22 protein-coding genes and 1 pseudogene are annotated in these 24,703 nt (G+C 56.6%); 8 read left to right on the top strand and 15 right to left on the bottom strand.

What is annotated here, in order from left to right:
• Nucleotides 1-26: 26 nt before the first annotated feature.
• From ACTZWX_RS03685 to ACTZWX_RS03650, 8 genes and pseudogenes are all read right to left on the bottom strand, one after another.
• The gene (locus ACTZWX_RS03685; protein WP_444712780.1) at nt 27-512 is read right to left on the bottom strand and encodes a GNAT family N-acetyltransferase; all 486 of its coding nucleotides are present in this window, start codon (nt 510-512) and stop codon (nt 27-29) included.
• 178 nt (nt 513-690) lie between these two features.
• Nucleotides 691-1,602, bottom strand: coding sequence for a histone deacetylase family protein (locus ACTZWX_RS03680; RefSeq protein ID WP_444712779.1), 912 nt, complete (start codon nt 1,600-1,602; stop codon nt 691-693).
• Nucleotides 1,603-1,605: 3 nt separating this feature from the next.
• Nucleotides 1,606-2,604 carry a serine hydrolase domain-containing protein gene (locus ACTZWX_RS03675; protein ID WP_444712778.1) on the bottom strand — a complete coding sequence of 333 codons (999 nt, stop codon included), beginning with the start codon at nt 2,602-2,604 and terminating at the stop codon, nt 1,606-1,608.
• A gap of 104 nt (nt 2,605-2,708) precedes the next feature.
• A complete protein-coding gene (locus ACTZWX_RS03670; RefSeq protein WP_444712854.1) occupies nt 2,709-3,080 on the bottom strand; it encodes a hypothetical protein in 372 nt (123 codons plus the stop codon).
• 180 nt (nt 3,081-3,260) lie between these two features.
• Nucleotides 3,261-3,536: pseudogene (locus ACTZWX_RS03665) on the bottom strand (hypothetical protein); the annotation flags it as partial.
• Between the two features lie 40 nt (nt 3,537-3,576).
• Complete coding sequence (locus tag ACTZWX_RS03660) at nt 3,577-4,467, bottom strand: glycosyltransferase family 2 protein (protein ID WP_444712777.1); 891 nt, start codon at nt 4,465-4,467, stop codon at nt 3,577-3,579.
• Between the two features lie 169 nt (nt 4,468-4,636).
• Nucleotides 4,637-5,335, bottom strand: coding sequence for a TSCPD domain-containing protein (locus tag ACTZWX_RS03655; RefSeq protein WP_444712776.1), 699 nt, complete (start codon nt 5,333-5,335; stop codon nt 4,637-4,639).
• A 30-nt stretch (nt 5,336-5,365) separates the two neighbouring features.
• A complete protein-coding gene (locus ACTZWX_RS03650) occupies nt 5,366-7,504 on the bottom strand; it encodes an adenosylcobalamin-dependent ribonucleoside-diphosphate reductase (protein ID WP_444712849.1) in 2,139 nt (712 codons plus the stop codon).
• Between the two features lie 573 nt (nt 7,505-8,077).
• On the opposite strand from ACTZWX_RS03650, the gene ACTZWX_RS03645 reads away from it, so the two are divergent.
• The gene (locus ACTZWX_RS03645) at nt 8,078-8,887 is read left to right on the top strand and encodes a DUF6160 family protein (RefSeq protein WP_444712775.1); all 810 of its coding nucleotides are present in this window, start codon (nt 8,078-8,080) and stop codon (nt 8,885-8,887) included.
• A 65-nt stretch (nt 8,888-8,952) separates the two neighbouring features.
• On the opposite strand, the gene ACTZWX_RS03640 is transcribed toward ACTZWX_RS03645, so the two are convergent.
• The 3 genes from ACTZWX_RS03640 to ACTZWX_RS03630 all read right to left on the bottom strand — a co-directional run bounded on the left by ACTZWX_RS03640 (nt 8,953) and on the right by ACTZWX_RS03630 (nt 11,700).
• Nucleotides 8,953-9,747, bottom strand: a complete 795-nt coding sequence (locus ACTZWX_RS03640; protein ID WP_061332101.1) for an ABC transporter ATP-binding protein — start codon at nt 9,745-9,747, stop codon at nt 8,953-8,955.
• A gap of 9 nt (nt 9,748-9,756) precedes the next feature.
• Nucleotides 9,757-10,659, bottom strand: a complete 903-nt coding sequence (locus ACTZWX_RS03635) for an ABC transporter permease (RefSeq protein WP_444712774.1) — start codon at nt 10,657-10,659, stop codon at nt 9,757-9,759.
• A 66-nt stretch (nt 10,660-10,725) separates the two neighbouring features.
• Nucleotides 10,726-11,700 (bottom strand): ABC transporter substrate-binding protein, encoded by a 975-nt coding sequence (locus ACTZWX_RS03630; protein WP_152438302.1) that lies wholly within the window; start codon nt 11,698-11,700, stop codon nt 10,726-10,728.
• A 252-nt stretch (nt 11,701-11,952) separates the two neighbouring features.
• On the opposite strand from ACTZWX_RS03630, the gene ACTZWX_RS03625 reads away from it, so the two are divergent.
• On the top strand, nt 11,953-13,620 hold the full coding sequence (locus ACTZWX_RS03625) for an AMP-binding protein (protein ID WP_444712773.1): 1,668 nt from the start codon (nt 11,953-11,955) through the stop codon (nt 13,618-13,620).
• An 87-nt stretch (nt 13,621-13,707) separates the two neighbouring features.
• Here the strand turns inward: ACTZWX_RS03625 and ACTZWX_RS03620 are convergent, their stop codons facing one another.
• Nucleotides 13,708-15,396 (bottom strand): ABC transporter permease, encoded by a 1,689-nt coding sequence (locus tag ACTZWX_RS03620; protein ID WP_444712772.1) that lies wholly within the window; start codon nt 15,394-15,396, stop codon nt 13,708-13,710.
• A 180-nt stretch (nt 15,397-15,576) separates the two neighbouring features.
• Nucleotides 15,577-16,590 carry a Fe(3+) ABC transporter substrate-binding protein gene (locus ACTZWX_RS03615; protein WP_444712771.1) on the bottom strand — a complete coding sequence of 338 codons (1,014 nt, stop codon included), beginning with the start codon at nt 16,588-16,590 and terminating at the stop codon, nt 15,577-15,579.
• A 180-nt stretch (nt 16,591-16,770) separates the two neighbouring features.
• On the opposite strand from ACTZWX_RS03615, the gene ACTZWX_RS03610 reads away from it, so the two are divergent.
• From ACTZWX_RS03610 to ACTZWX_RS03600, 3 genes are all read left to right on the top strand, one after another.
• Nucleotides 16,771-17,049 (top strand): PilZ domain-containing protein, encoded by a 279-nt coding sequence (locus ACTZWX_RS03610; protein ID WP_152438299.1) that lies wholly within the window; start codon nt 16,771-16,773, stop codon nt 17,047-17,049.
• Between the two features lie 73 nt (nt 17,050-17,122).
• On the top strand, nt 17,123-17,719 hold the full coding sequence (locus ACTZWX_RS03605) for a hypothetical protein (RefSeq protein ID WP_444712770.1): 597 nt from the start codon (nt 17,123-17,125) through the stop codon (nt 17,717-17,719).
• A 177-nt stretch (nt 17,720-17,896) separates the two neighbouring features.
• Nucleotides 17,897-19,204: an HD-GYP domain-containing protein gene (locus tag ACTZWX_RS03600; RefSeq protein ID WP_444712769.1), complete on the top strand. Its 1,308-nt coding sequence runs from the start codon at nt 17,897-17,899 to the stop codon at nt 19,202-19,204.
• Here ACTZWX_RS03600 and ACTZWX_RS03595 read toward each other — a convergent pair.
• The gene (locus tag ACTZWX_RS03595; RefSeq protein WP_444712768.1) at nt 19,194-20,312 is read right to left on the bottom strand and encodes an organic solvent ABC transporter permease; all 1,119 of its coding nucleotides are present in this window, start codon (nt 20,310-20,312) and stop codon (nt 19,194-19,196) included. The two genes, ACTZWX_RS03600 and ACTZWX_RS03595, sit on opposite strands and share 11 nt — an antisense overlap.
• Nucleotides 20,313-20,565: 253 nt before the next feature.
• Here ACTZWX_RS03595 and ACTZWX_RS03590 point away from each other — a divergent pair, with 253 nt between their 5' ends.
• Genes ACTZWX_RS03590 through queF form a run of 3 tightly spaced genes read left to right on the top strand, consistent with a single transcriptional unit; the run spans nt 20,566 to nt 23,123 of the window.
• A complete protein-coding gene (locus ACTZWX_RS03590; protein WP_444712767.1) occupies nt 20,566-21,516 on the top strand; it encodes an ABC transporter ATP-binding protein in 951 nt (316 codons plus the stop codon).
• Nucleotides 21,513-22,286: an ABC transporter permease gene (locus ACTZWX_RS03585; RefSeq protein WP_342630553.1), complete on the top strand. Its 774-nt coding sequence runs from the start codon at nt 21,513-21,515 to the stop codon at nt 22,284-22,286. The genes ACTZWX_RS03590 and ACTZWX_RS03585 overlap by 4 nt, the downstream gene beginning before the upstream one ends.
• An 18-nt stretch (nt 22,287-22,304) precedes the next feature.
• The gene (gene queF, locus ACTZWX_RS03580; protein WP_444712766.1) at nt 22,305-23,123 is read left to right on the top strand and encodes an NADPH-dependent 7-cyano-7-deazaguanine reductase QueF; all 819 of its coding nucleotides are present in this window, start codon (nt 22,305-22,307) and stop codon (nt 23,121-23,123) included.
• Here queF and ACTZWX_RS03575 read toward each other — a convergent pair whose 3' ends face one another.
• Nucleotides 23,124-24,563 carry an adenylate/guanylate cyclase domain-containing protein gene (locus ACTZWX_RS03575; RefSeq protein WP_444712765.1) on the bottom strand — a complete coding sequence of 480 codons (1,440 nt, stop codon included), beginning with the start codon at nt 24,561-24,563 and terminating at the stop codon, nt 23,124-23,126.
• Nucleotides 24,564-24,703: the final 140 nt, after the last annotated feature.

Genomic DNA, 24,703 nt, shown 5'->3' with positions numbered 1-24,703 from the left:
GGCAGCCGCAAAGGCTGCCCGCCTGATTACGCCGTTAGGGCCTTGCGCATGTTGTAGCGCAGGAACTGGGCACCGCGAACCGTCACCCGCTGTTCATCCACCACTTCAAAACCGTGGCGTTCAAAGAAGGGCTTGGCCACCACGCTGGCTTCGGTTTTCAGCTCCTTTGCGCCCTTGGCAATCAGCTGTTGCTCAGCCTCGTGGTACAGGGTGGAGGCTATGCCACGGCGGGCATAGTTGGGGGCGGTAAATACCAGATCAATGGTGCCGTCGTCATCGTAGGAGATAAACCCGGCTAGGTCCTGGCCTTCTTCCGCCACCAGAGTTTCCAGCGATTCCAGCCTTTGCCGCCAGGTATCCAGGTGTGGCGTGCGGGAGGCCCAGGCGAACCGCTGGGTCTCATCATAGGCGCCCGCCGTGAGTTCGTGCACGGAATCGGTAAACAGGCGAACCACCGGGCTCAAATCCTGGATACGGTACTTGCGGATAGTGATCGACGTGATTGTGCTCATGATGACTCAGTGTGTACCTGTGTTGGAGCGCGGGTTAATAACCCATAAACCCGCTACTCCAGTCAGCATACCGACAACCGCAGGAAAATCCAGCCTTAGAATTGCCTGAGTCAAGCGCCTTGTCTACAGCTTGTCAAAGGGGCTGATGGGGCCAGTGGAGTCTGGTCGGCGCGGACAATCAATCCAAGCCGAACACGCTGCAGGCCTCTTCGGCCACAATCCCATGCCGTTTCGCGAGATTGACCCGGTTGTCATCGTAACCACCGCCAATCACCGTGGCTGCAGGAATACCCCGGCGCTTGAGTTCCCCCAGCACTAGCCGGTCCCGCTGCCGAATACCTTGCTCCGATATATTGAGCTTGCCGAGTGGATCGCCCTGGTAGACATCCACGCCGGCATCGTAGAGCACGATGTCTGGTCTGGATTGCGCCAGGGCGTGTTGCAGGGTTTCGTGAACAACCGTCAGATAGTCTTCATCACCCATGCCATCGGGCAGCGCCACGTCCAGATCACTGATTTGTTTTTCAAAGGGGAAATTACGTTCGCAGTGGATGGAACAGGTGAATGCCCCTGGTTTGTTGGCGAGCAGGGCTGCGGTGCCATCTCCCTGATGCACATCCACATCAAAGATCAGCACTCTGCTGATACCTTCCTGCCCAAGCAGCACGTTGGCGGCAATCGCCAGGTCATTGAGGATGCAGAACCCCGAGGCGTAATCGAAATGGGCGTGATGGGTACCGCCAGCAAGGTGGCAGGCAATGCCGTGTTGCAGGGCCAGTTGCGCTGCAAGCACGGTGCCGGAGGGCGCCAGAAACGTACGTCGCACCAGGCCGGTGCTCCACGGCAGGTTCACTTGTCGTTGTTCCCGCGCCGTCAGTCGGCCCTGAGCGAAACGGGCCAGGTAGTCCGGGCAATGGGTTTGTGTGAGCCAGCCCTGGCGGCAAGGCGCTGGGCGAAAGCTGTTGCTGCGTGTAAGCAGCCCCGTGGAACGCATGTATTCCGCCAGAAGACCGAACTTTTCCATGGGGAAGCGGTGCTTCTGCGGGAAAGGAAAGCTGTAATCCGGGTGATGGACAATGGGTATGGTCATTCGCTAGGGCAGTGCCGGAATAATGTGGTCTTCAATTAACTGGAACTGGCGCCGCAGGTAACGGGACCCCGGCGAGGGTGGGGTAGGGTCTGAGGTCATCACCACGGTCAGTGCCAGGGTCGGCACTACATAGAGCACCTGGCCGCCAAAACCGCGCCCGTAATACCCCATCTCACCCGCCATGGGCCGCAGGAACCAGCCGTAGCCATAGGGATCATCAGTGTAAGCGGATTCGCCGCGACCGGTCCAGGATTCACGGACCCAGTTCTCCGGGAATAATTGTTGGTCGCCCACACGCCCGTTATTTCGATACAGCTCGCCGATTTTTACCAGATCACGGGGTGAGAGCAGCATATTGTTACCGCCGAAGTATACTCCTTGCGGATCGCGGTCCCAGGGTGGGATATCTACGCCCAGAGGTTCCCCCAGCCACTCCCGGGCCAGGGATAGGGTGCTGCGACCAGAGCTTTCGGTGAGTGCGGCTGAGAGCAGGTGACTGCTGCCAGAGGAATACAGCATGCGCCCGCCTGGCTCATCCACGAACGGCCGGGTAAGCACATGGCTGACCCAGTTACTACTGGCAACCCAAGGCCCATAGTTAGCCCCAGAGGTACGTTGTAGACCCGCCTGTAAAGACAACAGGTGCCCAAGGGTAATGCGCTCAACACCCTCGGTGGCCGACGCTGGCACCCGGTTGCCCAAGGCTTCTATCACAGGCTGATCGGGACCCTCGAGTACATCGTTTTTGATACCCATACCCACCAGTGCAGACAGCACCGTTTTAGACAAAGACTTGATGTTAACGGGCGTATCCAGACCCTGGCCCCGTAAATCCAGTGCCAGAATTTCTTCGCCCTGATGGGTAACGATCAGGGTGTGCAGGCGATCAAGTTGTGCGGCTTCTTGCTCGACCTGGGCTTGCCAATCTGTGGGCTGTGCTTGGGAAAGTGAGGGGATAACGAGGATCAGAAACGTTCGAGCCCACCTGGATAACCTCTGCATAGTGTTGGGATACCCTTCGTTGATGTAAACGTGAAAATCATAGCTGGATAACGACTGTACGCTACAAGATTAGAAGGGGCTCACTTCCGTTATTTGATTTCGCCTCAGGAATCGCCCCCTTCAACCAACCTCACGGCATCGTCACTGAACTGCGTGCCTTGCTCACCTTCACGGTTTGAACCGAAGAGATTGATCCACTGGTCGCCCCTTAGCAACACTTCTCCGCTACCGGTGCTGCTCTGATTTCCTGCCGCATAATGGCCGGCAAAGTTGAAGGCGAATGCCCCAGGGGATTCCGGCAATGGAGTTAACTTGAAGCCAATAGTCAGTTCCGGTGAAGACGCGTACCCCCGGCCTTCATCGGCAAGACCTACCCGCAAGAGGTGAGAACGTTCCAGAAATTCCGGGCGAAGTTCCGAAGGACTGCCATCGGGCTCTGTGGCCTGGCATTCGCAATAGCGAATCTCCAGTATCATCGAACTGCTATTAAGGAAGTGTTCGGGAGTTGGGCCGCCGGCATGTGTCTGGCCCGGGACCAGCTGGCTAGTTCTATCTGAGTCCGTTGCACCGCATGGGGCTGCGGGAAGCTTGCCAGCCAACCTTCGTTGCCAAGCTGTAGCACCATCCTCGGATTCGAATGCCCGTTGAATACTTCCCGTTGAAATTGGCGCCCTTATTGTTGCCCGCGAAAACTCACGACTGCCAACCATAATGCGGAGAACGGTTCCGACATTGGCTTCCGTGTATGCCTCAAAATTCCTGGACCCAACCGCTGTTAATTTGATCTCAACCGGCCAACCGAAAGCTGTCTGTTCACCAACTGTAGAGGTTTCCACGAACGACGAGCACAAATAGAAGTCCGATTCAGTCTCTGCCAATCCGGCGACAGGTAAAATCCAAAAAATTAAAGCGATCAATCTTATAGTGGCCATGACCTACCCCACTGTTCCCGAAAAACGTTAAACTTCCGTCTCACTGCGGCGGAGGGAAGATAACCCGATAAAGGCCCCGCCACACCACCGAATCCAGCGGTGCATACCGAAAGGCCCGGACAATCGCGCCCCAGGCGGTGGATGGCTTCCCGGCCGAAGCAAAATAACGGGCTTTGCGGCAGTAGAAACGGGCCAGGCCCCAACGGATTTCCCAGGGTTTGAGTGTGTTCCCGTATTCCTCAATAAAATCCCGAATAATCGACTCGTTCGCCGCAAAGCGACGTTGCTTGTCGCTGGAAATCTGATCTGCCATCACCCGGTAATAGCCCCAATACTCGGGGACATACAGGAACGTAAAACGGGCTGAAAAACGCAACCAGATATCGTAGTCGTCGGCAACGCCGTTACGGCCAGAAAACCCGCCCATGGCATCGAAACACTTTCTCCGCGCCATTACCGTGTTGATGCTCACGCTGTTGTCCACCAACATCTGGCGGGCAATCCGGCCCGAGTATCGGCGCATATTCTTGCGGGACAACTCGCGGCCCTGTTCATCGATCATGATTTCATCACTGTGAAGCACGTCCACGTCCGAGTGAGCCTCCATCAGCGCCACTTGCCGTTCCAGCTTCTCCGGCACCCACAGGTCATCGGAATCGAGAAAACATATTAGCTCTCCCCGGGCGTACTGAAGCGCCAGATTCCGGGCGATGCTCTGGCCCTGATTCTCCTGAAAATGGTACTGAATACGACGATCATCCAGATAGCTGGCCAGCTTTTCACGGGTGCTATCTCGGGAGCCATCATCGATGATGATCAGCTCCCAATGGGGGTAAGACTGGGCCAACACAGACTCGACAGCCTGTGTGATGGTGCGCTCCCGGTTGAAGGTGGGGGTGATGATGCTCACCAGTGGTTTTGAAGCCGTCACTAGGGTTCCTGACCTGCAGAAGGACACAAAAAATGCTATCGGGCCAAACTATGTTTGATCGGAAGGCGGATCCACCAATAACGACGCTTCACAAACATTGCCCCTCCTGAACAAAAAGGCCCGGCAGCTTCCGCAACCAGGCCTTTTCGTCACTCAGCGGTCAATCACCTCAACCGCACTTGCTGTCGCCGCAAGACAGGCAGGTGGCGCAGCCGTCCATCACAATCACCGCTTTGGTGCTGCATTTGCCGCACATGGTGGCGTTGGCGGGGTAGTCGCTGCCGCTGTCGTCGTTGGTAGCTTTGTTCTGGCTGGCTTCGAACTCGGCGCGTTTCTCGGCGAGAATGCGCTTGGTGGTTTCGCTCAGCTCGTCGCTTTCCAGCAGGCCGATGGCCTTCAGGTGCTTCTCGATCACGGCGCCGATTTCGGCAACCAGTGACGGCATGAACACGCCGCCTTTCTTGAAGTAGCCGCCGTTGGGGTCGTACACGCTGCGCAGCTCTTCCACCAGGAAGGTTACGTCGCCACCTTTGCGGAATACCGCAGAGATTACGCGGGTGAGGGCGATAACCCACTGGAAGTGTTCCATGGATTTGGAATTGATGAACACTTCGTACGGTTGCCGGCTTTCGTGGTCGGTGCCTTCGTTCAGCAGGATGTCATTGATAGTAATGTACATCGCGTGCTCGGCCACCGGCGGTTTGATCTTGTAGGTGGTGCCTAGCAAGAAGTCCGGCCGTTCAATGTATTCGTTCATCTCCACCGGCTTGGTTTCAGCCGTCACCGGTGCCTGGTGCTCGTTCGGGGTTTCCGTGTCGGCTTTCTTGACTCGGTAGCCGACAATCTTGTTGCTGATTTTCACTGTCATGTTCGTTGTCCTGTCTGTCGGTTCCCGGGATCAATATTTACCGTAAGTGCCTTCTTTAAGCGCATCAAACAGGTTGGCGGCGGTGTGGGTTTCGCCGTCGTACTCTACCTGTTCGTTGCCCTTGAGGGTCACTTTGCTGCCATCGTCCAGGGTGAATTCGTACAGGGTGTTTTCAAGGTCTTTCTCTTTAACCAGTACGCCCTGGAAGGCTTCCGGGTTGAAGCGGAAGGTGGTGCAGCCTTTCAGGCCCTTGTCGTAGGCGTACAGGTAAATGCCTTTGAAGTCCTGATATGCGAAGTCTGTAGGAACATTGGCGGTTTTGGAAATGGAGGAATCTACCCATTTCTGTGCCGCTGCCTGAATGTCTACGTGCTGCGTGGGGGTTACGTCATCGGAGGTGGTGAAGTAACTGGGCAGCTTTTTGTCTTCTTCTTCGGAGAAGGGCATGGCGCCAGGGTTAACCAGGTGGCGGTAGGCCAGCAGCTCGAAGCTGAACACGTCCACTTTCTCTTTGGTTTTACGGCCTTCACGGATGATGTTCCGGGCGTAGTGGTGCGAGAAGCTTGGCTCAATGCCGTTACTGGCGTTGTTGGCCAGCGACAGGCTGATGGTGCCGGTGGGCGCGATGGACGTGTGGTGGGTAAAACGGCCACCCTTTTCGGCCAGCTTTTTCACCAGTTCCGGCTCTACGTGGCCAATCTGCTGCATGTAGCGGCTGTACTTGGCGTGCAGCAATTTGCCCTTGAGGATGTCGCCCACTTTGTAGCCGTCTTTGGCCAGGTCCGGGCACTTGTTCATCATCTTGGGGGTGATTTCAAACTCGTCTTCCATGATGGGCGCCGGGCCTTTCTCTTCAGCCAGGGCCAGGGACTGGCGCCAGCCTTCCACGGCCATTTCCCGAACCACGTCTTCGGTGAACTGCACGGAATCGTCAGAGCCGTAGGGCATGCGCAGCATGGCGAGGGTGGAACCCAGGCCCAGGATGCCCATGCCGTGGCGGCGCTTGTAGGTGATTTCGTGGCGCTGCTCGGCCAGCGGCAGGCCGTTGATTTCTACCACGTTGTCCAGCATGCGGGTGAAGATGCCCACTACCTTGCGGTACTTTTCGTAGTTGAAGCTGGCTTTGTCGGTGAACGGGTAGTCCACGAACTTGGTCAGGTTCACGGAGCCCAGCAGACAGCTGCCGTAAGGGGGCAGGGGCTGCTCGCCACAGGGGTTGGTGGCGCGGATGTCTTCGCAGAACCAGTTGTTGTTCATTTGGTTGACTTTGTCGATCAGGATGAAGCCCGGCTCGGCGTAGTCGTAGGTGCTGGTCATGATGGTGTCCCAGATGAACTGGGCTTTCACCGTCTTGTAGATGCGGCAGGCCACCTTGCCTTCTTCATTTACCACATAGCCGTCCTGAACCGGGAAATCGCGGTACAGGAACTGCTCGGCGTTGTTCAGGTCCAGGCCTTCGTCTTCCACTTCCTTCTTGGTGACAGGGAAGGAGAGGTGCCAGTCGTCACCGTTGCGTACGGCTTCGATGAAGTCTTCGGTGATCAGCAGAGACAGGTTGAACTGGCGCAGGCGGCCGTCTTCACGCTTGGCCTGGATGAATTCGATGACGTCGGGGTGGTGTACATCGAAGGTGGCCATCTGGGCACCGCGGCGGCCACCGGCAGAAGACACGGTGAAGCACATGCGGTCGAAGATATCCATGAACGACAGCGGGCCAGAGGTGGTGGCGCCGGCACCAGCGACGTAGGCACCGCGGGGGCGCAGGGTAGAGAACTCATAACCGATACCACAACCGGCCTTGAGGGTAAGGCCCGCTTCGTGGTTTTTTTCCAGGATGTCGTTCATGGAATCCTGGATACTGCCGGATACCGTGCAGTTGATGGTGGAGGTGGCAGGCTTGTGGGCTTCCGCACCGGCGTTGGAGGTGATCCGGCCAGCCGGAATGGCACCGTTTTGCAGTGCCCAGAGAAACTCCTTCATGTACTTGTTGCGTACATTCTTGTTCTCCACTTCCGACAAGGCCTTGGCAACGCGCTCGTAAGTCGCGTTGATGTCTTTGTCGACCGCTTCGCCTGTTTTGGTCTTCAGCTGGTATTTGCTGTGCCAGATATCAAGCGACGCTTCCTGCATGGGAATCGTTGTGATCACTGCCTGTGCCTTAGCGTTCATTGCCACCCTCGGTTTCCAGTATGTCTCGTTTTGATGGTGCCGTCCCCGGCGCCATGCCCCTTTTTTAATGGTGTTGCGTTCTTACTGCCGGCCTGTTTTTGGTCAAAAACACTAGATGTGGTATTTGCCTGGCGGAAGGTGCCGCCTGTTCAGAGCCGGTGGATTGCCTTTATCTTGCTGTCGGAGTTGCTTTTGCCAGCTTTCCCGGCGCCCGCGCGGCGGGCTGTGTGGTTGTTATTTGCCCTATATATGGGCTTCTTGTTCGTGAAGTATAACAGGATATAGTGGTCTGTGAATAAGAGAGCAACTATTGAATGAGCTTTGAGTGCAAAGAAAATCAATGGAAGAATACTTGCAACGCGCAAAATCCCTGCTGTGCGGGCGTTCAGCGCGGTTTCGGGGGAATCACTAGATGTTGTGGTTAAAAAGCGTTCAGTGAAAATTGTTGTGATGCGCAAGTTTTTGTGATGTCTGCACGTATCGAGATGCGACGTGTCGGTAGAGTATGAGGGTGGCGTCGTAACACCGCAGTGGCCCACAGGAAGTGATAACTACTATAAAAGGAAAAGAACAATGAAAGGCCTGAAATCTACCATGCTAGGGCTGTGTGTTGCGGGGGCCGCCCCTGCCGCCATGGCGTTCCAGCCGTTGGATGAAATCTCGATGGGTAACATCACCGGTCAGGCGGGTGTCACTATTGAGCTGGAAACCCGGCTGAATATTGATCGGTTTATCTACACGGATGAGGGATCGTTGGTGATTAACGATATCTCTGTGGGTGGTGCCAACCGTATCGACCTGTTTCCGGAACTGGGCTTTAACCTGACGGGAGCCGGGCCCAGCGACAAGCTGGACAACGTTCGGATCAATATCGACATTGCCAATGACGGCGATGCCATCATCAACATTCTCCCGATGACCTTCGGGGCTGTGGATATGCGCATCACCACCGGGGCCTGGGACCTGACCGGCATCGATGGCAGCACCACCATTATGGATAACTTCCAGATGGATATGCTGATTGGCTCTGGCACCATCCGGGTGGATACCGCCACGGATACCCTGAGGCTGTTAACGGATTTCGCCATTGATGACCTGGACTTTGATATTCCATTCCTGGCCATGGGTATCCGGGATCTCCGGCTCACCGGGGCGGATTATGATCTGCAGGCACCCCAGCCCTTGCGGCTGTTCGCCAATGTGGATCTGGATATCTTCAAGGGCGCCAATGCCGCCGGTACCGAAGTTCTCGCCATAGAGATGGACAGCTTCCGGGCTGACCTGAGCATAGGTGGCGTGTTAATTGGTGGCACCTCGGTTGGTTCGGTCATGCTGGATGACCTGGCCATAACCAATACCTCGATGCGCATTTACGGCCATTAACGGCTTTCGCTGTGTGTAATAAAAAACGGGGCCTTCGTGGCCCCGTTATCTATTGCGGAAATGGCTTAGCCCAGTAACAGGCTGTCGTCGTCCACTTCCAGCCCGCGCTGTTTCTCAAACAGGCCGAGTAGGTCTTTTACTTCCAGTCCTTCACGGTCTTTACCGGCAATGTCGAACACCACCTGGCCCTGGTGCAGCATGACTGTTCGGCTGCCCACCTCCAGCGCTTGTTTCATGCTGTGGGTGACCATCAGGGCGGTCAGCTTCTGTTCTTCAATGATCTTTTGCGTGAGCTCCAGAACAAAGTTGGCGGTTTTCGGGTCCAGGGCGGCGGTGTGCTCGTCCAGCAACAGGATGCTGGAAGGCGTCAGGCTGGCCATCAGCAGGCTGACGGCCTGGCGCTGGCCACCGGAGAGCAGGCCCATCTTGTCGCCCAGGCGGTTCTCCAGGCCCAGCTTCAACGTGGCGAGGCTGTCCCGGAATTGCGGCAGGTACTTGCCTTTCACCGCTGTGGTGAGGCCACGGCGCTGGCCACGCTTGATGGCCAGTGCCAGGTTTTCCTCGATGGACAGGTTCTCACAGGTGCCCGCGAGAGGGTCCTGGAACACCCGTGCCACTCGCGAGGCCCGTTTGTGGGTGGGCAGGCGGGTAACGTCCTGGTTGTCGACAATAATCTGGCCGCTGTCCACCATCACCTCGCCCGAGAGGGCGTTCAGGAAGGTGGATTTGCCGGCCCCGTTACTGCCGATAACGGTCACAAACTCACCCTGGTTTACGGTCAGGCTCATGCCCCGCAGTGCCGGGTTTTCCAGTGGCGTACCCTTGCCGAAGGTAAGCCGTAGATCGGTCGCGCTGATCATAGTGCCTCCTCAGGCTTTATTGCGGCTGAAGCGGTTAGTGAGATTGGTGCGAACGCCCGGCAGAACAATCGCCAGGGTAACGAGTACCGCGGTAATCAGGTTCAGATCCTGGGCCTGCAGACCAAGTACGTCTGCATTCAGTGCAAAGGCTATCGCCAGACGGTAAATGATGGCGCCGATCACGCAGGCCAGCAGGGCACGCATAACAGTAGAGGGGGTTAGCACAGCCTCACCGCCAATCAGGGACGCCAGACCAATAACAATCACGCCTACACCCATCGTAACATCGGCAGCCCCCTGGCTCTGGGCGAACAGAGCACCGGCCAGACCAACCAGACCGTTAGACAGGGCCACACCCAGGATGATCATTCCGCCAGTGGCGATGCCCTGAGCCCTTGCCATGCGAGCGTTGGAGCCAGTAGCGCGCATGGCCAGGCCGGTTTCCGATTTCATGAAGCGCCACAGGAGCACCAACGAAACCGCGACAACGATCAGGAACAGAATGACGGGCACCTGATGGAACTCCAGACCAAGGGAATACCAGGGTGTCAGTACCGTTTCTTCTGACAACAGTGCGATATTAGGCCGGCCCATGATGCGTAGGTTCACCGAGTACAGCGCGATCATGGTCAGGATGGACGCCAGAAGGTTCAGGATGTTGAGCTTGACGTTTAGGAGAGCCGTCACAGCGCCTGCCGCCATGCCCGCCAACGCGGCCAAGCCGGTGGCAACCCACGGGTTCCAGCCTTCCAGGATCAGAACGGCGGCTACGGCTGCACCCAGGGGGAAGCTGCCGTCCACTGTCAGGTCGGGGAAGTCGAGAACACGGAAAGAGAGGTAAATACCAAAGGCAACCAGGCCATAGATCAGGCCGGTTTCAAGAGCACCGTAGAATGCAATTTCACTGAGCATGGGTAGTTAATCACCGTGAAAGAAAACGGGCGGGCCCTTGTGGGGTCCGCCCGTGTTGGTCAGGCGTTACTTGTCGCTTTTGACGACTTCTTTTGCGTCCTGGATGAGGTCTTCGGACAGGGTAATACCCATGCGCTCACCGGCGGCCGGGTTTACGTAAAGGTCCAGCTCTTCCATGGTTTCAACGGGCATGTCGGCGGTGCCGGCACCTTCCAGAATGCGCACAACCATGGCGCCGGTCTGGCGGCCGTGGTTGTAGTAGTTGAAACCGAGAGCGGCAACCGCGCCACGCTCAACAGTGGCGGTGTCTGCCGCGAATACCGGAATCTTGGACCGCTCGCCAACGGAAATCACCGCTTCGGCAGCACTGATCACGGTGTTGTCGGTGGTCAGGTAGATGGCATCTACCTTGCCGACCAGCGAGCGGGCCGCACCCAGCACTTCAGAGGTCTTGGTGGCAGCACCTTTAACCAGTTGCATGTCGCGGGCCGCCAGGCGCTCTTCAAGCAGATCAATCAGGGCGGCGGCATTCGCTTCACCGGGGTTGTAAACGGTGCCGATGCGCTTGGCATCCGGCATGATGCGCTGGAGCATGTCCAAATGCTTCTCAATAGGCAGCATGTCGCTTACGCCTGTGATATTGGCGCCCGGTGTCTCAAGGCTCTGGACCAGTTTGGCCGCCACCGGGTCTGTCACTGCTGAGAAGACAACCGGAATGTTGCGGGCTGCGGCTGCTACGGTCTGGGCAGACGGGGTAGCGATGGCAACAATCACGTCCGGGCTTTCACCCACAAACTTGCGGGCAATCTGGGAGGCAATCGCTGAGTTGCCCTGGGCGCTTTCGTGCATCAGGCGAAGGTTTTCACCCACGCGGTAGCCGCGCTCGGCCAGTTCATCTTTGATGCCTTCATGAGCGGCATCCAGTGCCGGGTGCTCAACAATCTGCGTGATGGCAACTACACGGGTTTCTTCAGCCTGAACCAGGCTTGCTGCTGCCAGCAGCGAAGCGCCGATCAGGGTGCGCAAGGTCTTCTTGGCCATATGCCCATCTCCGAGTCAGTGACTGATGTCCCCGTTTGCCGGGGCGGAAAAATGAAAGTGCGCAAGTTTACCACAGGGATATAGGTTTCGGGGTAGGGATGGGCGATACTTTATCAGTTGCTATTGCGCATTTGTCTGAAATGCAGATATTTTGGTTTTGTCACGTTTTGACGTGCAGGTGTGTGTTGAAATAGGCTACGAAAGTCTAATAATACGATACCCCCCAACTATAAAGACAAACTAGGAAGGTCCATGGACACAACAAACAAACTTCCCCTCGATATGCTGTACCACTGGGAAGCCACGAAAGCTGATTCCCCTTACATGACTCAGCCGATTGGCAACGGCAAGGTGGTTGAATACACCTGGGGCCGGGCAATTGATGAAGCCCGCAGGATGGCATCCTACCTGAAGTCCCTTAACCTGCCGGAAAAGAGCCGTATTGGTCTTATTTCGAAGAACTGCGCGCAATGGATCATGACCGACTGGGCGATCTGGTTGGCCGGCCATATTTCCGTACCCCTGTACCCGACCCTGAATGCGGATACCGTCAACTACATCCTGAACCACGCCGAATGCGAGGTTCTGTTTGTGGGCAAGCTGGACGACTGGGACAGCATGAAGCCGGGTGTTCCAGATTCCGTGCGTTGCATTTCCTACCCCCTGAGCCCGCCCAACGATTTCGAGACCTGGGACGACATCGTGGCCAAGTACCCGCCGCTGGAAGGCCAGGTGCATCGTGATCCGGAAGAGCTGGCGACGATTGTTTATACCTCCGGCAGCACCGGCCGTCCGAAAGGCGTCATGCTGAGCTTCCAGAACATGGCGTTTGCTGCTGCAGGCGGTATCCAGACTCTGGGTGTTGGCCCTGAGGAACGGATGTTGTCGTATCTGCCGCTGGCCCACGTATTCGAGCGTACGTTTGTGGAGCTGGGTTCCCTGTATTCTGGCTTCCATCTGTACTTTGCCGAGTCCCTGGATACCTTTGTTCAGGATCTGCAGCGCGCGCAGCCTACGCTGTTCCTGTCGGTGCCTCGCCTGTGGGTGAAGTTCCAGCACGGCGTATTGCAGAAGGTGCCCAAGCAGAAGCTGGAGCGGTTGCTGAAGATTCCGCTGGTCAACAAGCTGATCAAGAAGAAGGTTCTCAAAGGCCTGGGCCTGGACAAGGTCAAGCTGGCGGGCTCCGGCTCCGCGCCGCTGTCCAACGATGTGCTGGACTGGTACCGCAACCTGGGCCTGGAGCTGCTGGAAGGCTACGGCATGTCTGAGAACTTCGCCTACTCGCACATGAACAAGCCGGGCCGTACCCGTACCGGTTACGTGGGCGAGGCGCTGCCAGGTGTTGAGGTGAAAATCAGCGAGCAGGGCGAAGTGTTGGTGAAGAGCCCGGCCACCATGATGGGTTACTACAAGGACGAAGAGAAAACCAAGGAAACCTTTACCGAAGATGGCTTCCTGAAGACTGGCGACAAGGGCGAAATCGACGAGATGGGCCGCCTGAAGCTGACCGGCCGCATCAAGGAGATCTTCAAGACCAGCAAAGGCAAGTACATTGCCCCTGCGCCGATTGAGAATCGCCTGATGTCCCATGACGCCATCGAGATGGTGTGTGTGTCTGGTGCCAACCAGACCCAGCCCCATGCCCTGGTGCTGCTGGGTGAGGAGATTCGCCCGAAGATGGCCGATGAAAACTTCCGAAAGGAAATTGAAGAGAGCTTTACTCAGCTGATCAAAGACGTGAACAAAACCGTTGATCCCCACGAGCAACTGGCGTTCATCACTGTGGTCAGCGATGAGTGGTCCATCGAGAACAGTTTCCTGACCCCGACGCTGAAGCTCAAGCGTAACGTGGTTGAAGACGCTTACCAGGAGAAAGTGGATAGCTGGTACGCGAAGAAGCAGCCGGTCATCTGGCAGTAATTGCAGAACGCTCTACGCGGTGAACAAGAAGGCCCGGCAATTTGCCGGGCCTTCTTGTTTCTGAATCCGCAACTGGGCCCGCCTAAATCAGGTCATGGTTCTGGAATTGGAGATGGACTGGCTCATCAGAATGATCGGTATGATGCCTGCCAGCACGATAATCAGGGAGGGCAGTGCGCTGTGGTACAACTGCTCATCCGAAGCAAACTGGTACACATAGGTGGCCAGGGTTTCGTAGTTAAATGGGCGCAGTATCAGGGTGGCGGGCAGTTCTTTCATGCAGTCTACAAACACCACCAGGGCTGCGGTCACCAGGGTGCCCCTGAGCATGGGCAGGTGCACATTCACCAGGGTTTTACCGGGTGTGTGCCCCAGTGAGCGCGAGGCCATGTCCATGCTGGGCGTGACTTTTTGCAGGGCGCTTTCCACACTGCCGGCGGAAACCGCCAAAAAACGAACAGTGTAGGCAAACACCAGGGCAAAGGCAGTGCCGCTTAACAGCAGGCCGGTGCTGAAACCAAAGTAATCCCGCATCAGGCCATCAAGCCAGTTGTCGAAGCCGGCCAGGGGAATAATAACGCCAACCGCAAGCACGGCGCCGGGCATGGCGTAGCCCAGGCTGGAAAGACGCATCAGTACTTGCATGCCCTGGGTGTTGTGAAGGCGGCGGCTGTACGCGAGGGTGACGCCAATCAGCAGGGTAGTGAGGGCAGCGGTGCCGGACAGAAACAGGCTGTTGAAGGTGTTGCGAATGAAGCTCGGGTTCCAGCTTTCATCAAAGTATTCCCAGGCGTAGTAGCCAAGCGTGGCGCCCGGAATAATGAATCCGAACACCAGTGGGACGGCGCATACGGCCAGGCAAATCATCTGCCGCGGAAAAGACATGGTAAAGCGGTGGATGGGGTCGCGGTTATCGCGTGCGGCAAACTGTTGCTGGCGCCGGCGGGAGTAACGCTCCAGTGTCACCAGTATCACCACGAACATCAGCATGGTGGTGGCAATCTGGGCCGCGCCGCCCAGGTTGCCCAGGTTCATCCAGGTATCGAACAGGCCCAGTGTGAGGGTTTGCACGGCAAAGAAGTCGACGGTGCCGAAGTCGTTCAGGGTTTCCATCAGTACCAGTGACAAGCCTACCGCGATGGCGGGGCGGGCAATGGGCAATACTACCCGGAAAAACGTACTGATGGCCGAATGGCCAAGGCTGCGGCTGACCGCAAACAGCGACGGTGACTGCTCCATGAAGGCGGCGCGGCCCAATAGGTAAACGTAGGGGTAGAGCACCAGGCCGATCATCAGGACCGCGCCTTCCAGGCTGCGAATTTCCGGGAACCAGTAGTCTGCGGCGCTTTGCCAGCCAAACCATTCCCGTAGGGCTTTCTGGACCGGCCCTGCGTAGTCGAGCAGGCTGGTATAAACGTAGGCAATCACGTAGGCCGGCACCGCAAAGGGCAGCAGCAGGGCCCACTCGAAGAATTTTCGCCCCGGGAAATCGCACATGGTCACCGCCCAGGCGGTGGACAGCCCGATGATCAATGTGAGAATGCCCACGCCAATCATCAGCTTGATGGTGGTTGTGAGGTAGCGGGGCAGGGTGGTGTCCATCAGGTGTGGCCAGATGTTCTCATCAGGGAACAAGGCTAGGTAAAGCACAGAGAAGACCGGTAAAGCGACAATGGCCGTGGTGATCAGGGCACTGATCATCCATCGTTTTGAGGTGCGTTTGGCCAGAAGTGGTTGCGAAAGCCCCGGATTGGCACTGGAAACGACCTCGGTCATGCTTGTCCCGTTATGGAAGTGGTGACGAGAAGAATTGCGATTTTAGATACTGAGGGGGCTCACTGCAATGACGGGGGTCATTTCTGTCTCTGAAACAGACACGAAAAAGGGTACCAACTTGCTGCTGGTACCCTTTCTGATATGGGCCTGAAGTCGGCGCCAGTTGGCTAGCCGCTCCGGTTAACCGTCGTAGTCGACGCGATCAATCAGGCGAACGGCTGCGTTGCGGTTGTTGGCGATTTCCTGCAGCGACAGGGTGTCCGGGTTCATTTCGCCCCACTCAGCAACCAGGCCAGTCGGTTTAACTTCCGGGTTTGCCGGATACTCAGAGTTGGCCTCGGCGTAGATGCGCTGTGCGTTCGGTGAGGACAGGAACTCAATCAGCTTGATGGCGTTGGCCTTGTTCGGTGAGCTCTGGGTCAGGGAGATACCACTGATGTTCACGTGGGTGCCACGATCGTTTGCGTTCGGGAACACCAGGTTAACCTGTTCGGCGGTCGGGCGCTGGTTTTCGTCCATCAGCATGTTGCCGTAGTAGTAGCTGTTGCCCAAGGCAACGTCGCACACGCCTTCGGCGATGGCTTTGATCTGGTCACGATCACCGCCTTGGGGCTTGCGTGCCAGGTTGTCTTTAACGCCTTGGAGCCACTCCTGAGCTTTTTCTTCGCCATTATGGGCGATCATGGAAGACACCAGCGCTATGTTGTACGGGTGTTTGCCGCTACGGGTGCAGATGCGGCCTTTCCATTTTGCATCGGTCAGGTCTTCGTAGGTGCTGATTTCGCCTTCTTCAACCCGGTCTTTGGAGGTGAAAATCAGGCGGCCACGGGTGGTCAGTGCAAACCACTTGCCGTCCGGGTGGCGCAGGTTTTCCGGAATGTTCTTGTTAATGGTGTCGCTGTCTACTTCCGCGACCAAGTTTTTTTCAACCAGCTCGTTGATGCGGGAGATGTCGACCGTCATTACCACGTCGGCCGGGCTGTTACGACCTTCACGTTCCAGACGTTCTGCCAGACCCTGCTTGGCGAAGACAACGTTGGTCTTGATGCCGGTTTCATCGGTAAAGGCATTCAACAGCGGCTCCAGCAGATAAGCCTGGCGGTAGGAATAGATGTTTACTTCGCCATCGGCGGTGGCAGCCATCGGTGTGGCGGTCAGGGCGATGGCAACAGCAGCGGCTAGTTTCATTCGCATAATGTTTTCCTTCCTTTTATTTGGCTCACCTGATAGATAAACTCACAGGCAGTTAAAAACGACAACTATTCTCATTGCTATCGCGGTTTGGGTCAATAACGCTGGAGGGATATTTGTGTAAAAATGGTGTTATGCTTGATAACACTATAAAAAACAAGCCAAAAACAGGGTTCCCGGGGTATGGTAGACAACGATCGCAGAGTGCACAGCCGCACCGCTTTGAGTGCGAAAGTTAAGGTGGTACACGAACAGTTTGGTGAATTCGTGTTTTCAACCCGCGATATCTCGGACGGAGGCGTATTCATCGTGCTCAACGACGAGCCTTTTTCGCCGCAATTAGGTGACAAGGTAACCGTGCAGGTGCAGGGTTTACCGGTGCCGGCACCCATACTGGATATGGTGGTGGTACGGCAGACCAACGACGGTTTTGGCCTGCAGTTTGACCAGAATGATGAATAGTCCGTGGAATGTCCCCGCCCAATCCCGATAATGGAAGTCTTCGAGTCTGAGTTTTGAAAGGATGGCTTTACTGATGACTTTCGCTTTTTCAGGGCGTTCCGGGTTAGTGGTGGTGTTGTGTTCATTGCTTGTTTTGAACGGTTGCGCCAGTTACTACACACACTATGCGATGTTCCCGGCCGAGACCTCCGCAGGCGAAACCCGCCAGGTGAGGGTGTCCTGGCAAAGTGCTGAATACCCCGGATGGTGGCTGGCCAACAACAAGGCGACGCCTATCCGGCTGGAAACCCAGTGCAGCGAAAGAGTGTGGCGTATCACTGACCAGAACCACAGTGATAGCGGCGCCTGTGCCGAGGGGATCAGGGCCTGTGGTGAGCCCGGGAAAGACCGAATCGCAGCCACTGGCCAGCCGGCTACTGGCATGGATGTGTGTGTAGCGGTTGAGCGGGGAGCGCCCCTGCAGGGTGTCGCCGATATTGGGTCGAGTTTCGGCCTGCTGGTGAGCTGCCGGCCGGAGTCTGTAGTGGTTAAGCGGGGTGATGACGAGGTAAACATGGATTACCTGCGTCCGTCGTCGGTTGCTTATACCGTTCACGCCAGAAAAGTTCCCAGGGGCACGCTCAGCGCCCGCCTGCCATCGTTCAACGAAAATGAGTGCAAAGAAGACTGACGAGTGTGGCATTCGCCCTGTGATGCCGTTCACGATGCTACATTTCGTTGCGGTTTGATAACTTGCGTTACGCCTTGTTTCCTTTCTGTGGTGTCTGGATGCCAAACTGTAATGGTGTCTTTCAACCAGAGTGGCAAACTGGTTTGTATCCAATAGTCCAGTTTTCTGAGGTGTGCGGTGGGAGTCCAGCAGAAGAAAATCGCGGTTCATGATCTGGAGGTCGGCATGTTCGTGTCTGACCTGGATCTGCCGTGGCATCAGACCCCGTTCCCCATCCAGGGCTTCTATATCCGCTCACAGAACGACATTCGGGCGCTGGTTTCCCACTGCAAGTGGGTAATGGTCGATGTGGCTGAGAGCCGGGATTCTGTCGCCCTGAGCAAAGAGACGGGCAAATCATTCCGTAAGGCGTCCACCAGCCGTACTAACGGCCGGGAGGAGCTGCAACTGGCTCCGTTGAGTATTCGTGAGCCAGTCACCTACCAGACCTCCACCACGCTCAAGAGAGAAGTAAAGGCTTCCCGCCGTTTGCTGGCGGATGCTGAGAAAGCGCTTAAGGAGACATTCGCGACAGCGCATTCTGGCCAGATGCCGGATCTTAGGCCGGCTGCCGAGGTGGCCCGTAAAATGGTGGCAAGTGTTGCCCGCCAGCCGGATGCGTTGTTGTGGCTGAGCCGTACCCGACAGTATGACGATTACATCTATCGCCATGCGATCAATACCGCCGTTTGGGCGTTGGTCTGTGGTCGTCAGCTTGGTCTGAATGAGGGCCTGCTGAATCATCTTGGCACCGGTTGTTTGTTGTCTCAGGTGGGCAAGACCGAGCTGCCGAAAGATCTGCTGATGCGCGAGCATCAACTCGGGCCGGAGGAATACGCGGAATATCGTAGCTACGTAACCCGGGGCGTGAAACTGCTTGAACACGCCGGCTTGTCACGTGCGGTGATGAGTGTGGTTCAGGGGCATCGGGAACGTCACAACGGTTCCGGTTTCCCGCAGGGGATCCGTGGCGACCGCATTCCGCTGCTGGCCAAGGTGGCTGGCATCGCTGAGTTTTTCGAATCGATGACGGCGCCCCGTGATGATCAACAGCCGTTAACCCCCGCCAAAGCGGTTTCCCTGCTGTACGACATGCGCAATATCGAATTCCAGGAGGACCTGGTTGAGGCGTTTATTCAGGCCATTGGTATATACCCGACCGGTTCACTGGTGGAGCTGTCTGACGGCCAGCGGGGTGTGGTGGTTTCCCATTCGCCGGAGCGTCGTTTGTGGCCCCGGGTGATGGTGATGCAAGGCCCGGATTGCCAGCCTCTGAAGTCAGCAAAGATTATTGATTTAGCGAAATTCAACCAATCCCGTCCGGCGTCGGAAGCGCTGACAGTGCGGGACTGCCTGCCCCACGGAACAGAGGGGCTGGACCCAGCCCTTTACGATGTTACCGGTGGCGAATCCCGGTGGTCGCTGAACAGTCTGATCAATCGATAACTACCCGCAATTGCTTGCGCACCCAGCGGTAGGTGTTGCCTGGTCTGAAGTTGATCAGCAGCTCCGATTCCCCGCCACTGGGCCCAGCCACAAAGTAGTCTACGTCTGCGTCTTGCCAGCTCCAGGAATGGACAACGACATCCTGCGCCCGTTTGCTGATTGCCTCCAACTGAGCTAATTCAGGCTCCCCGCCGATCTTGCGGATGGAAACCGTCGTGATTTCGGTGTCGCTGGCGTCATGGTTGGCTTTATGGTCCGCCAGGTAATAGCGGCGCCCGATTTCCCGGGTGATGGCATTCAACTCCCGGCGTAGATAGGTTCGGGCCCGTTCGTTGTCTGCATCTTCCAGGGTCCTTACGGCCTGGAGAATCCGGTTACGCAGGTTTTCCAGGTCTTCCCGGTAGTCGGTGTCCGGATCAATGTCGTCGTCGTTTTCCGGCCGTGGCGGTGCGTTGTTGATGTCGTCGTCTGTGGGTGGGGCGGAGCAAAGTTCGTCGTCTTCCGGGTAGAAGCAGATCTGCGCCAGTAGCAGATTGGCTGGTGAGTCTTCCGCGGTAAACTCCGCCTGGTTGACGTTAAAGTCCACGGCATTCGGCAGGTCAGGGTCGCTTAGCGCTGCGTTGAGCTGGTCAATCACTCTGGTGCGAATATCAATGCCTGAGCCTTCAGGTACATTCTCTGTCCAGTTCAGGGCCATCAGGAACCGCGTCATATTTAGCAGGGTGATGTTGTTGAGCTGCTGTTGTTCGCTGATGGTGTGGTCCCGAAGTTCCTCGTCATTTACGCCGGGGGTGTTGAGGGCGCCCCGGGTCTCTGGCAGAAATTCGAGAAAGGTTACGTATTCCCGTGCCGGAACGTCAGAGACAATGGGCAGATTGCCAACGTTGAACGACAAGGTTTCGCCGGGATAGTAGCGGAACTGGCCCTGATGGTCCGTTGTGCCGGTCTGGCTGGCGGTTTGGTAACCGAGACCACTAACCCCCAGAAAGTGCACGCGCCCGGTACTGGTGTCGTCTGAGCCGGAACTGCCACCGCTGTCCAGGCAGCCGGCCAGAACAAATGCAGCGGAAAAAGGTAAGAGCAGGCGGGTGAGGTGAACGAATCTCATAGTGTGTCGTACAATCCCTTCGCGTTGGCCTGGCGCATCCGATGCCGGGCGCCAGGCTTTTTGTAAGTTGTTGTAACAGCATTATAGGGAGGGCGGCAGAGGTATATCGGGAAACCTGTCGCAGTTTCTGCGTTTGCCAGTGGTCTGCCTGGTTGTGCTCACCCCCTTGATTTTCGTCAGATAGCCACAATCACATAGCTCTCTACCTATTTGCCGGTTTCGGCACACGTTCCTCTCAGATAACGGTTTGGTTATGACCTACGCATTGGAAATTCAAGGGCTGGTCAAAAGCTACAGCAGTGGCTTTCAGGCGCTTAAGGGGATTGATCTGCAGGTACAGGAAGGCGATTTTTTCGCACTTCTGGGCCCGAATGGCGCCGGAAAATCCACCACTCTGGGCATCGTGTCTTCGTTGGTGAACAAATCCGGTGGCCGGGTGAGGGTGTTTGGCCATGACATCGATACCGATCTGTCCGCCGCAAAGCTGAACCTTGGCGTGGTGCCGCAGGAGTTCAATTTCAACCAGTTTGAAAAGGTCTTCGACATAGTCACCACCCAGGCCGGTTACTACGGCATTCCACTCAAGCAGGCCAGGATCTCGGCGGAGAAGTACCTCCGGAAACTGGGCTTGTGGGACAAGCGCGACACCCCGTCGCGGATGCTGTCTGGCGGCATGAAGCGGCGGCTGATGATTGCCCGTGCGCTGGTCCATGAACCACGCCTGCTGATTCTCGATGAGCCCACCGCCGGCGTTGATATTGAGCTGCGTCGCTCCATGTGGCAGTTCCTGGAAGAGATGAACCGCCAGGGCACCACCATCATTCTGACCACCCATTATCTTGAAGAAGCCGAGGCGCTTTGCCGCAATATTGCGATCATTGATCATGGCGAGATTATCCGGCACACCAGCAAGCGTGAACTGCTGAAACAGCTGAGTGTGGAAACCTTCGTGCTGGATCTTGAGCAGCCGGTTGATGCCGCCCCGGAGCTCGAAGGATTTCATTGCGAACTCAACGACGACGGAGCACTGGAGGCCGAGGTGGTCAAAGGGCAGGGCCTGAATGCCCTCTTTGTTGAACTGGAAAAGAAGGGCATCAAAGTGATCAGTATGCGTACCAAAGCCAACCGGCTGGAGGAGTTGTTTGTGCGCATGGTGGAAGACAACGCCCGTGAGACCAACCGGCAGGCGGAGGTGAAGGCGTGACGTTACAGGCACTGTGGACCGCGTTTTACACCATCGTACTCCGGGAGATTCGCCGGTTTACCCGGATATGGCCCCAGACTCTGTTGCCGCCTGCGGTCACCATGACGCTGTATTTTATTATCTTCGGCAACCTGATCGGCTCGCGCATTGGTGAAATGGGCGGGTACGACTATATGCAGTTCATTGTGCCGGGGCTGATCATGATGGCGGTGATCACCAACTCCTACGCCAACGTGGTGTCGTCGTTTTTTTCCATGAAGTTTCAGCGCAGTATTGAGGAGCTTCTGGTGTCGCCGGTTCCCAACTGGACTATCCTGGCCGGTTACGTGGCGGGCGGTATGGCCCGGGGGCTGAGTATTGGCCTGGTGGTTACCTTGCTGTCTCTTGCTTTTACCCGGTTATCGATTCACAGCCTGCCCATGGTGGTAGTGACGGTATTCCTGACATCGGCGTTGTTTTCCCTGGGTGGCTTTATCAATGCGATGCTGGCGACCAAGTTTGATGATATTTCCATTGTGCCCACGTTTGTGCTGACACCGCTGACGTATCTTGGTGGGGTGTTCTACAGCATCGATATGTTGCCGGGGTTCTGGCAAGGCGTGTCGATGGCCAACCCTATACTGTATATGGTGAATGGTTTCCGCTTTGGAATACTGGGTGTTTCGGACGTTAATCCGTTTGTCTCCCTTGGTATGATTCTGGTTTTCATTGTCCTTTTGGCGACCATTGCATTGCGTATGCTTGCCCGGGGCAAGGGTATCCGCCACTGACAGGTTTCAGGAAAAACTATGGCTTTGCACAATGCGCCGCTGGGAAAGGCCAGCGACTATCCGGATCAGTACGATCCGTCTCTGTTGTTCCCGGTTGCCCGTGAGGAAAACCGCCGCCGTATCGGGCTGGAGGATGGCCGCTGGCCGTGGTTTGGTGAGGACCTCTGGCAGGCGTGGGAGATCTCCTGGTTGCGCCCGGGCGGCGTGCCAGCAGTTGCCTGGGGGGAGATCCGCTTTCCGGCGGCGTCGCCGTCGATTATCGAAAGTAAATCCCTGAAGCTCTATCTGAATTCCCTGAACCAGGCGGTGTTCTCATCGGCGGATCAGGTTGCCGAGACCATTACCGCCGACCTGTCCAGCGCCTGTGGCGCCGCCGTGGCTGTGCGGCTGTTCAGTGTCGACGAATCTGCCCCTGCGGAAGGTCGGCCGCAGGGCTATGAGCTGATTGATGACGAGCCGGTAGACGATGTGGTTTACGAATACTCGGCGGATTCACTCAGCGCAGGCGAGGAAGTGGTCAGCGAGCAGCTGTGTTCCCACTTGCTGAAAAGCAATTGCCCGGTCACTGGCCAGCCTGACTGGGCCAGCGTGTTCATTCGTTATACCGGCCCGAAGATAGATCGTGCTGGTTTGCTGCGTTATGTGGTCAGTTTTCGCCAGAAGCAGGATTTCCATGAGCATTGCGTGGAAACCGTGTTTACGGATTTGATGGCCCGTTGCCAGCCAACAGAATTGATGGTTTGTGCCCGTTACACGCGGCGGGGAGGGCTGGATATCAACCCGTGGCGCAGCACCCGTGCAGGGGGTGATGCCGGACCGAGGTTGGTCCGGCAGTAGTTAGTCGGCATCGTCTTCCTGACGCAGCCTGTCGGCTGCGTCTTCAAGGGCAGCGAGTACCTCTCTGCGTTCCCTTTCGGTGATCTTGTCGGAGTCCAGGTACATGGCAAAGCCGCTGTGTTCATGTTCCAGGAAGCTGCGGTTCGGGCCCATATCCCGGCGGAAGTCCACCACTTCGTAAATGGGTACCGGCTTACCGAAGCCCTTCACTGTGATCTCGCCTTTGTCCCGGCACATGATGCGGTCTTTGATCAGAGAGAAGGTCTCGTAGGACACCAGAATCTCGCCAGGTTCTGCGAGGCTTTCCAGCCGGCTGGCCAGGTTCACTTCCTTGCCGATGATGGTGTAGTCCATCCGGTTTTCGGCACCGAAGTTGCCCACCGTGGTGTATCCGGTGCTGATACCCATACGGATCTCAAGCGGGGTTTTGATGCCCTGGCTCCGCCATTTCTGGCGCATGATCTTCATATGCTTGCGCATGTCGATGGCCATGGACACACAAGCAAAGGCGTCTTCCCGTTGGCCACGGCTGGTAGGGTCGCCAAAAAAGATCATGATGGAATCGCCGACGAATTTGTCGATGGTGCCACCGTATCGGAGAGCGACTTCCGACATTTCATTGAAGTAGTGATTGAGCAGTTCGGTCAGGGCTTCGGGTTCCATTTCCTCAGACAGTTCGGTGAAGCCCTTGATGTCGGAGAAGAATACGGCCAGTTTTTTGCGCTGGGTTTCCAGCCGAACGTCACGCTCGCCGGTAAAGATGGATTGCCAGACCTGCGGCGACAGGTATTTGGATAGCTTGTGGGAGAGCGCGATAGACTGTTCACGTTGGTTCTGGATCTGGGTTTTTGCCAACAACAGTGTGCGGGCCTGTTGGTGGGAGTAGTAGGCGGTTACGCAGATATAGACGCCGGTAGAGGCCAGGGCCACAATGCTGGTCAGCAGCGGCGACTGCAGGCTGTCGGCAACGCCGAAGGTGGCTGCAGACGCCGCAAGTGAGGCGAGCATGAGTACGGTGCCGAACAGCCACTGGCGGATACCGCCAACAATCAGACAACTGAACATCAGCATTAACAATATGGACACCGAGGGAATGGCAATCAGGCCGATAAGTCCGATGAAGGTGCCACCAATAACGCAGTCCAGAAACAGCATCTTCTGCCGGATTCGTGGTGAGCGGCGAAGAAACGTACGCCGGGTCAGCAAATGGGCGATGTGCGGCCAGGTAAGTGCGCCGGCCACAAACCATAGTAGCCATTGCTGAAATACGCCCTGGAGGATTCCGGCGACAATAATCGCGGCCGTTGCGGTGTAGGCGATGATTCGGCCGTTATAATCCGGCATGGGCGGAATGGCCACGGTGTGGTCGTGGATGTCCGCGGAAGCGAGTTTACCCGCGCTGTTGGCGACATTGCGCAAATCGGCCTGTGCGCTCATCATGTCAAAACCGAGTCTTCCCGGTGGCAGGAATACAGGGCCCTGCGGTTGCGAAAAGCTTGTTGGTCACTCATTGTATGCCGCCGAACACGTTATCGTTGTTGGTAGTTATTTTTCTATGTGTAGTTACTACTAAAGATTAA

The organism is Marinobacter sp. NSM, assembly GCF_052380025.1.
Taxonomy (GTDB): Bacteria; Pseudomonadota; Gammaproteobacteria; order Pseudomonadales; family Oleiphilaceae; genus Marinobacter.
Note: the sequence above shows the minus strand (reverse complement) of the source record. Positions and strands in the feature narration are given on the sequence as shown.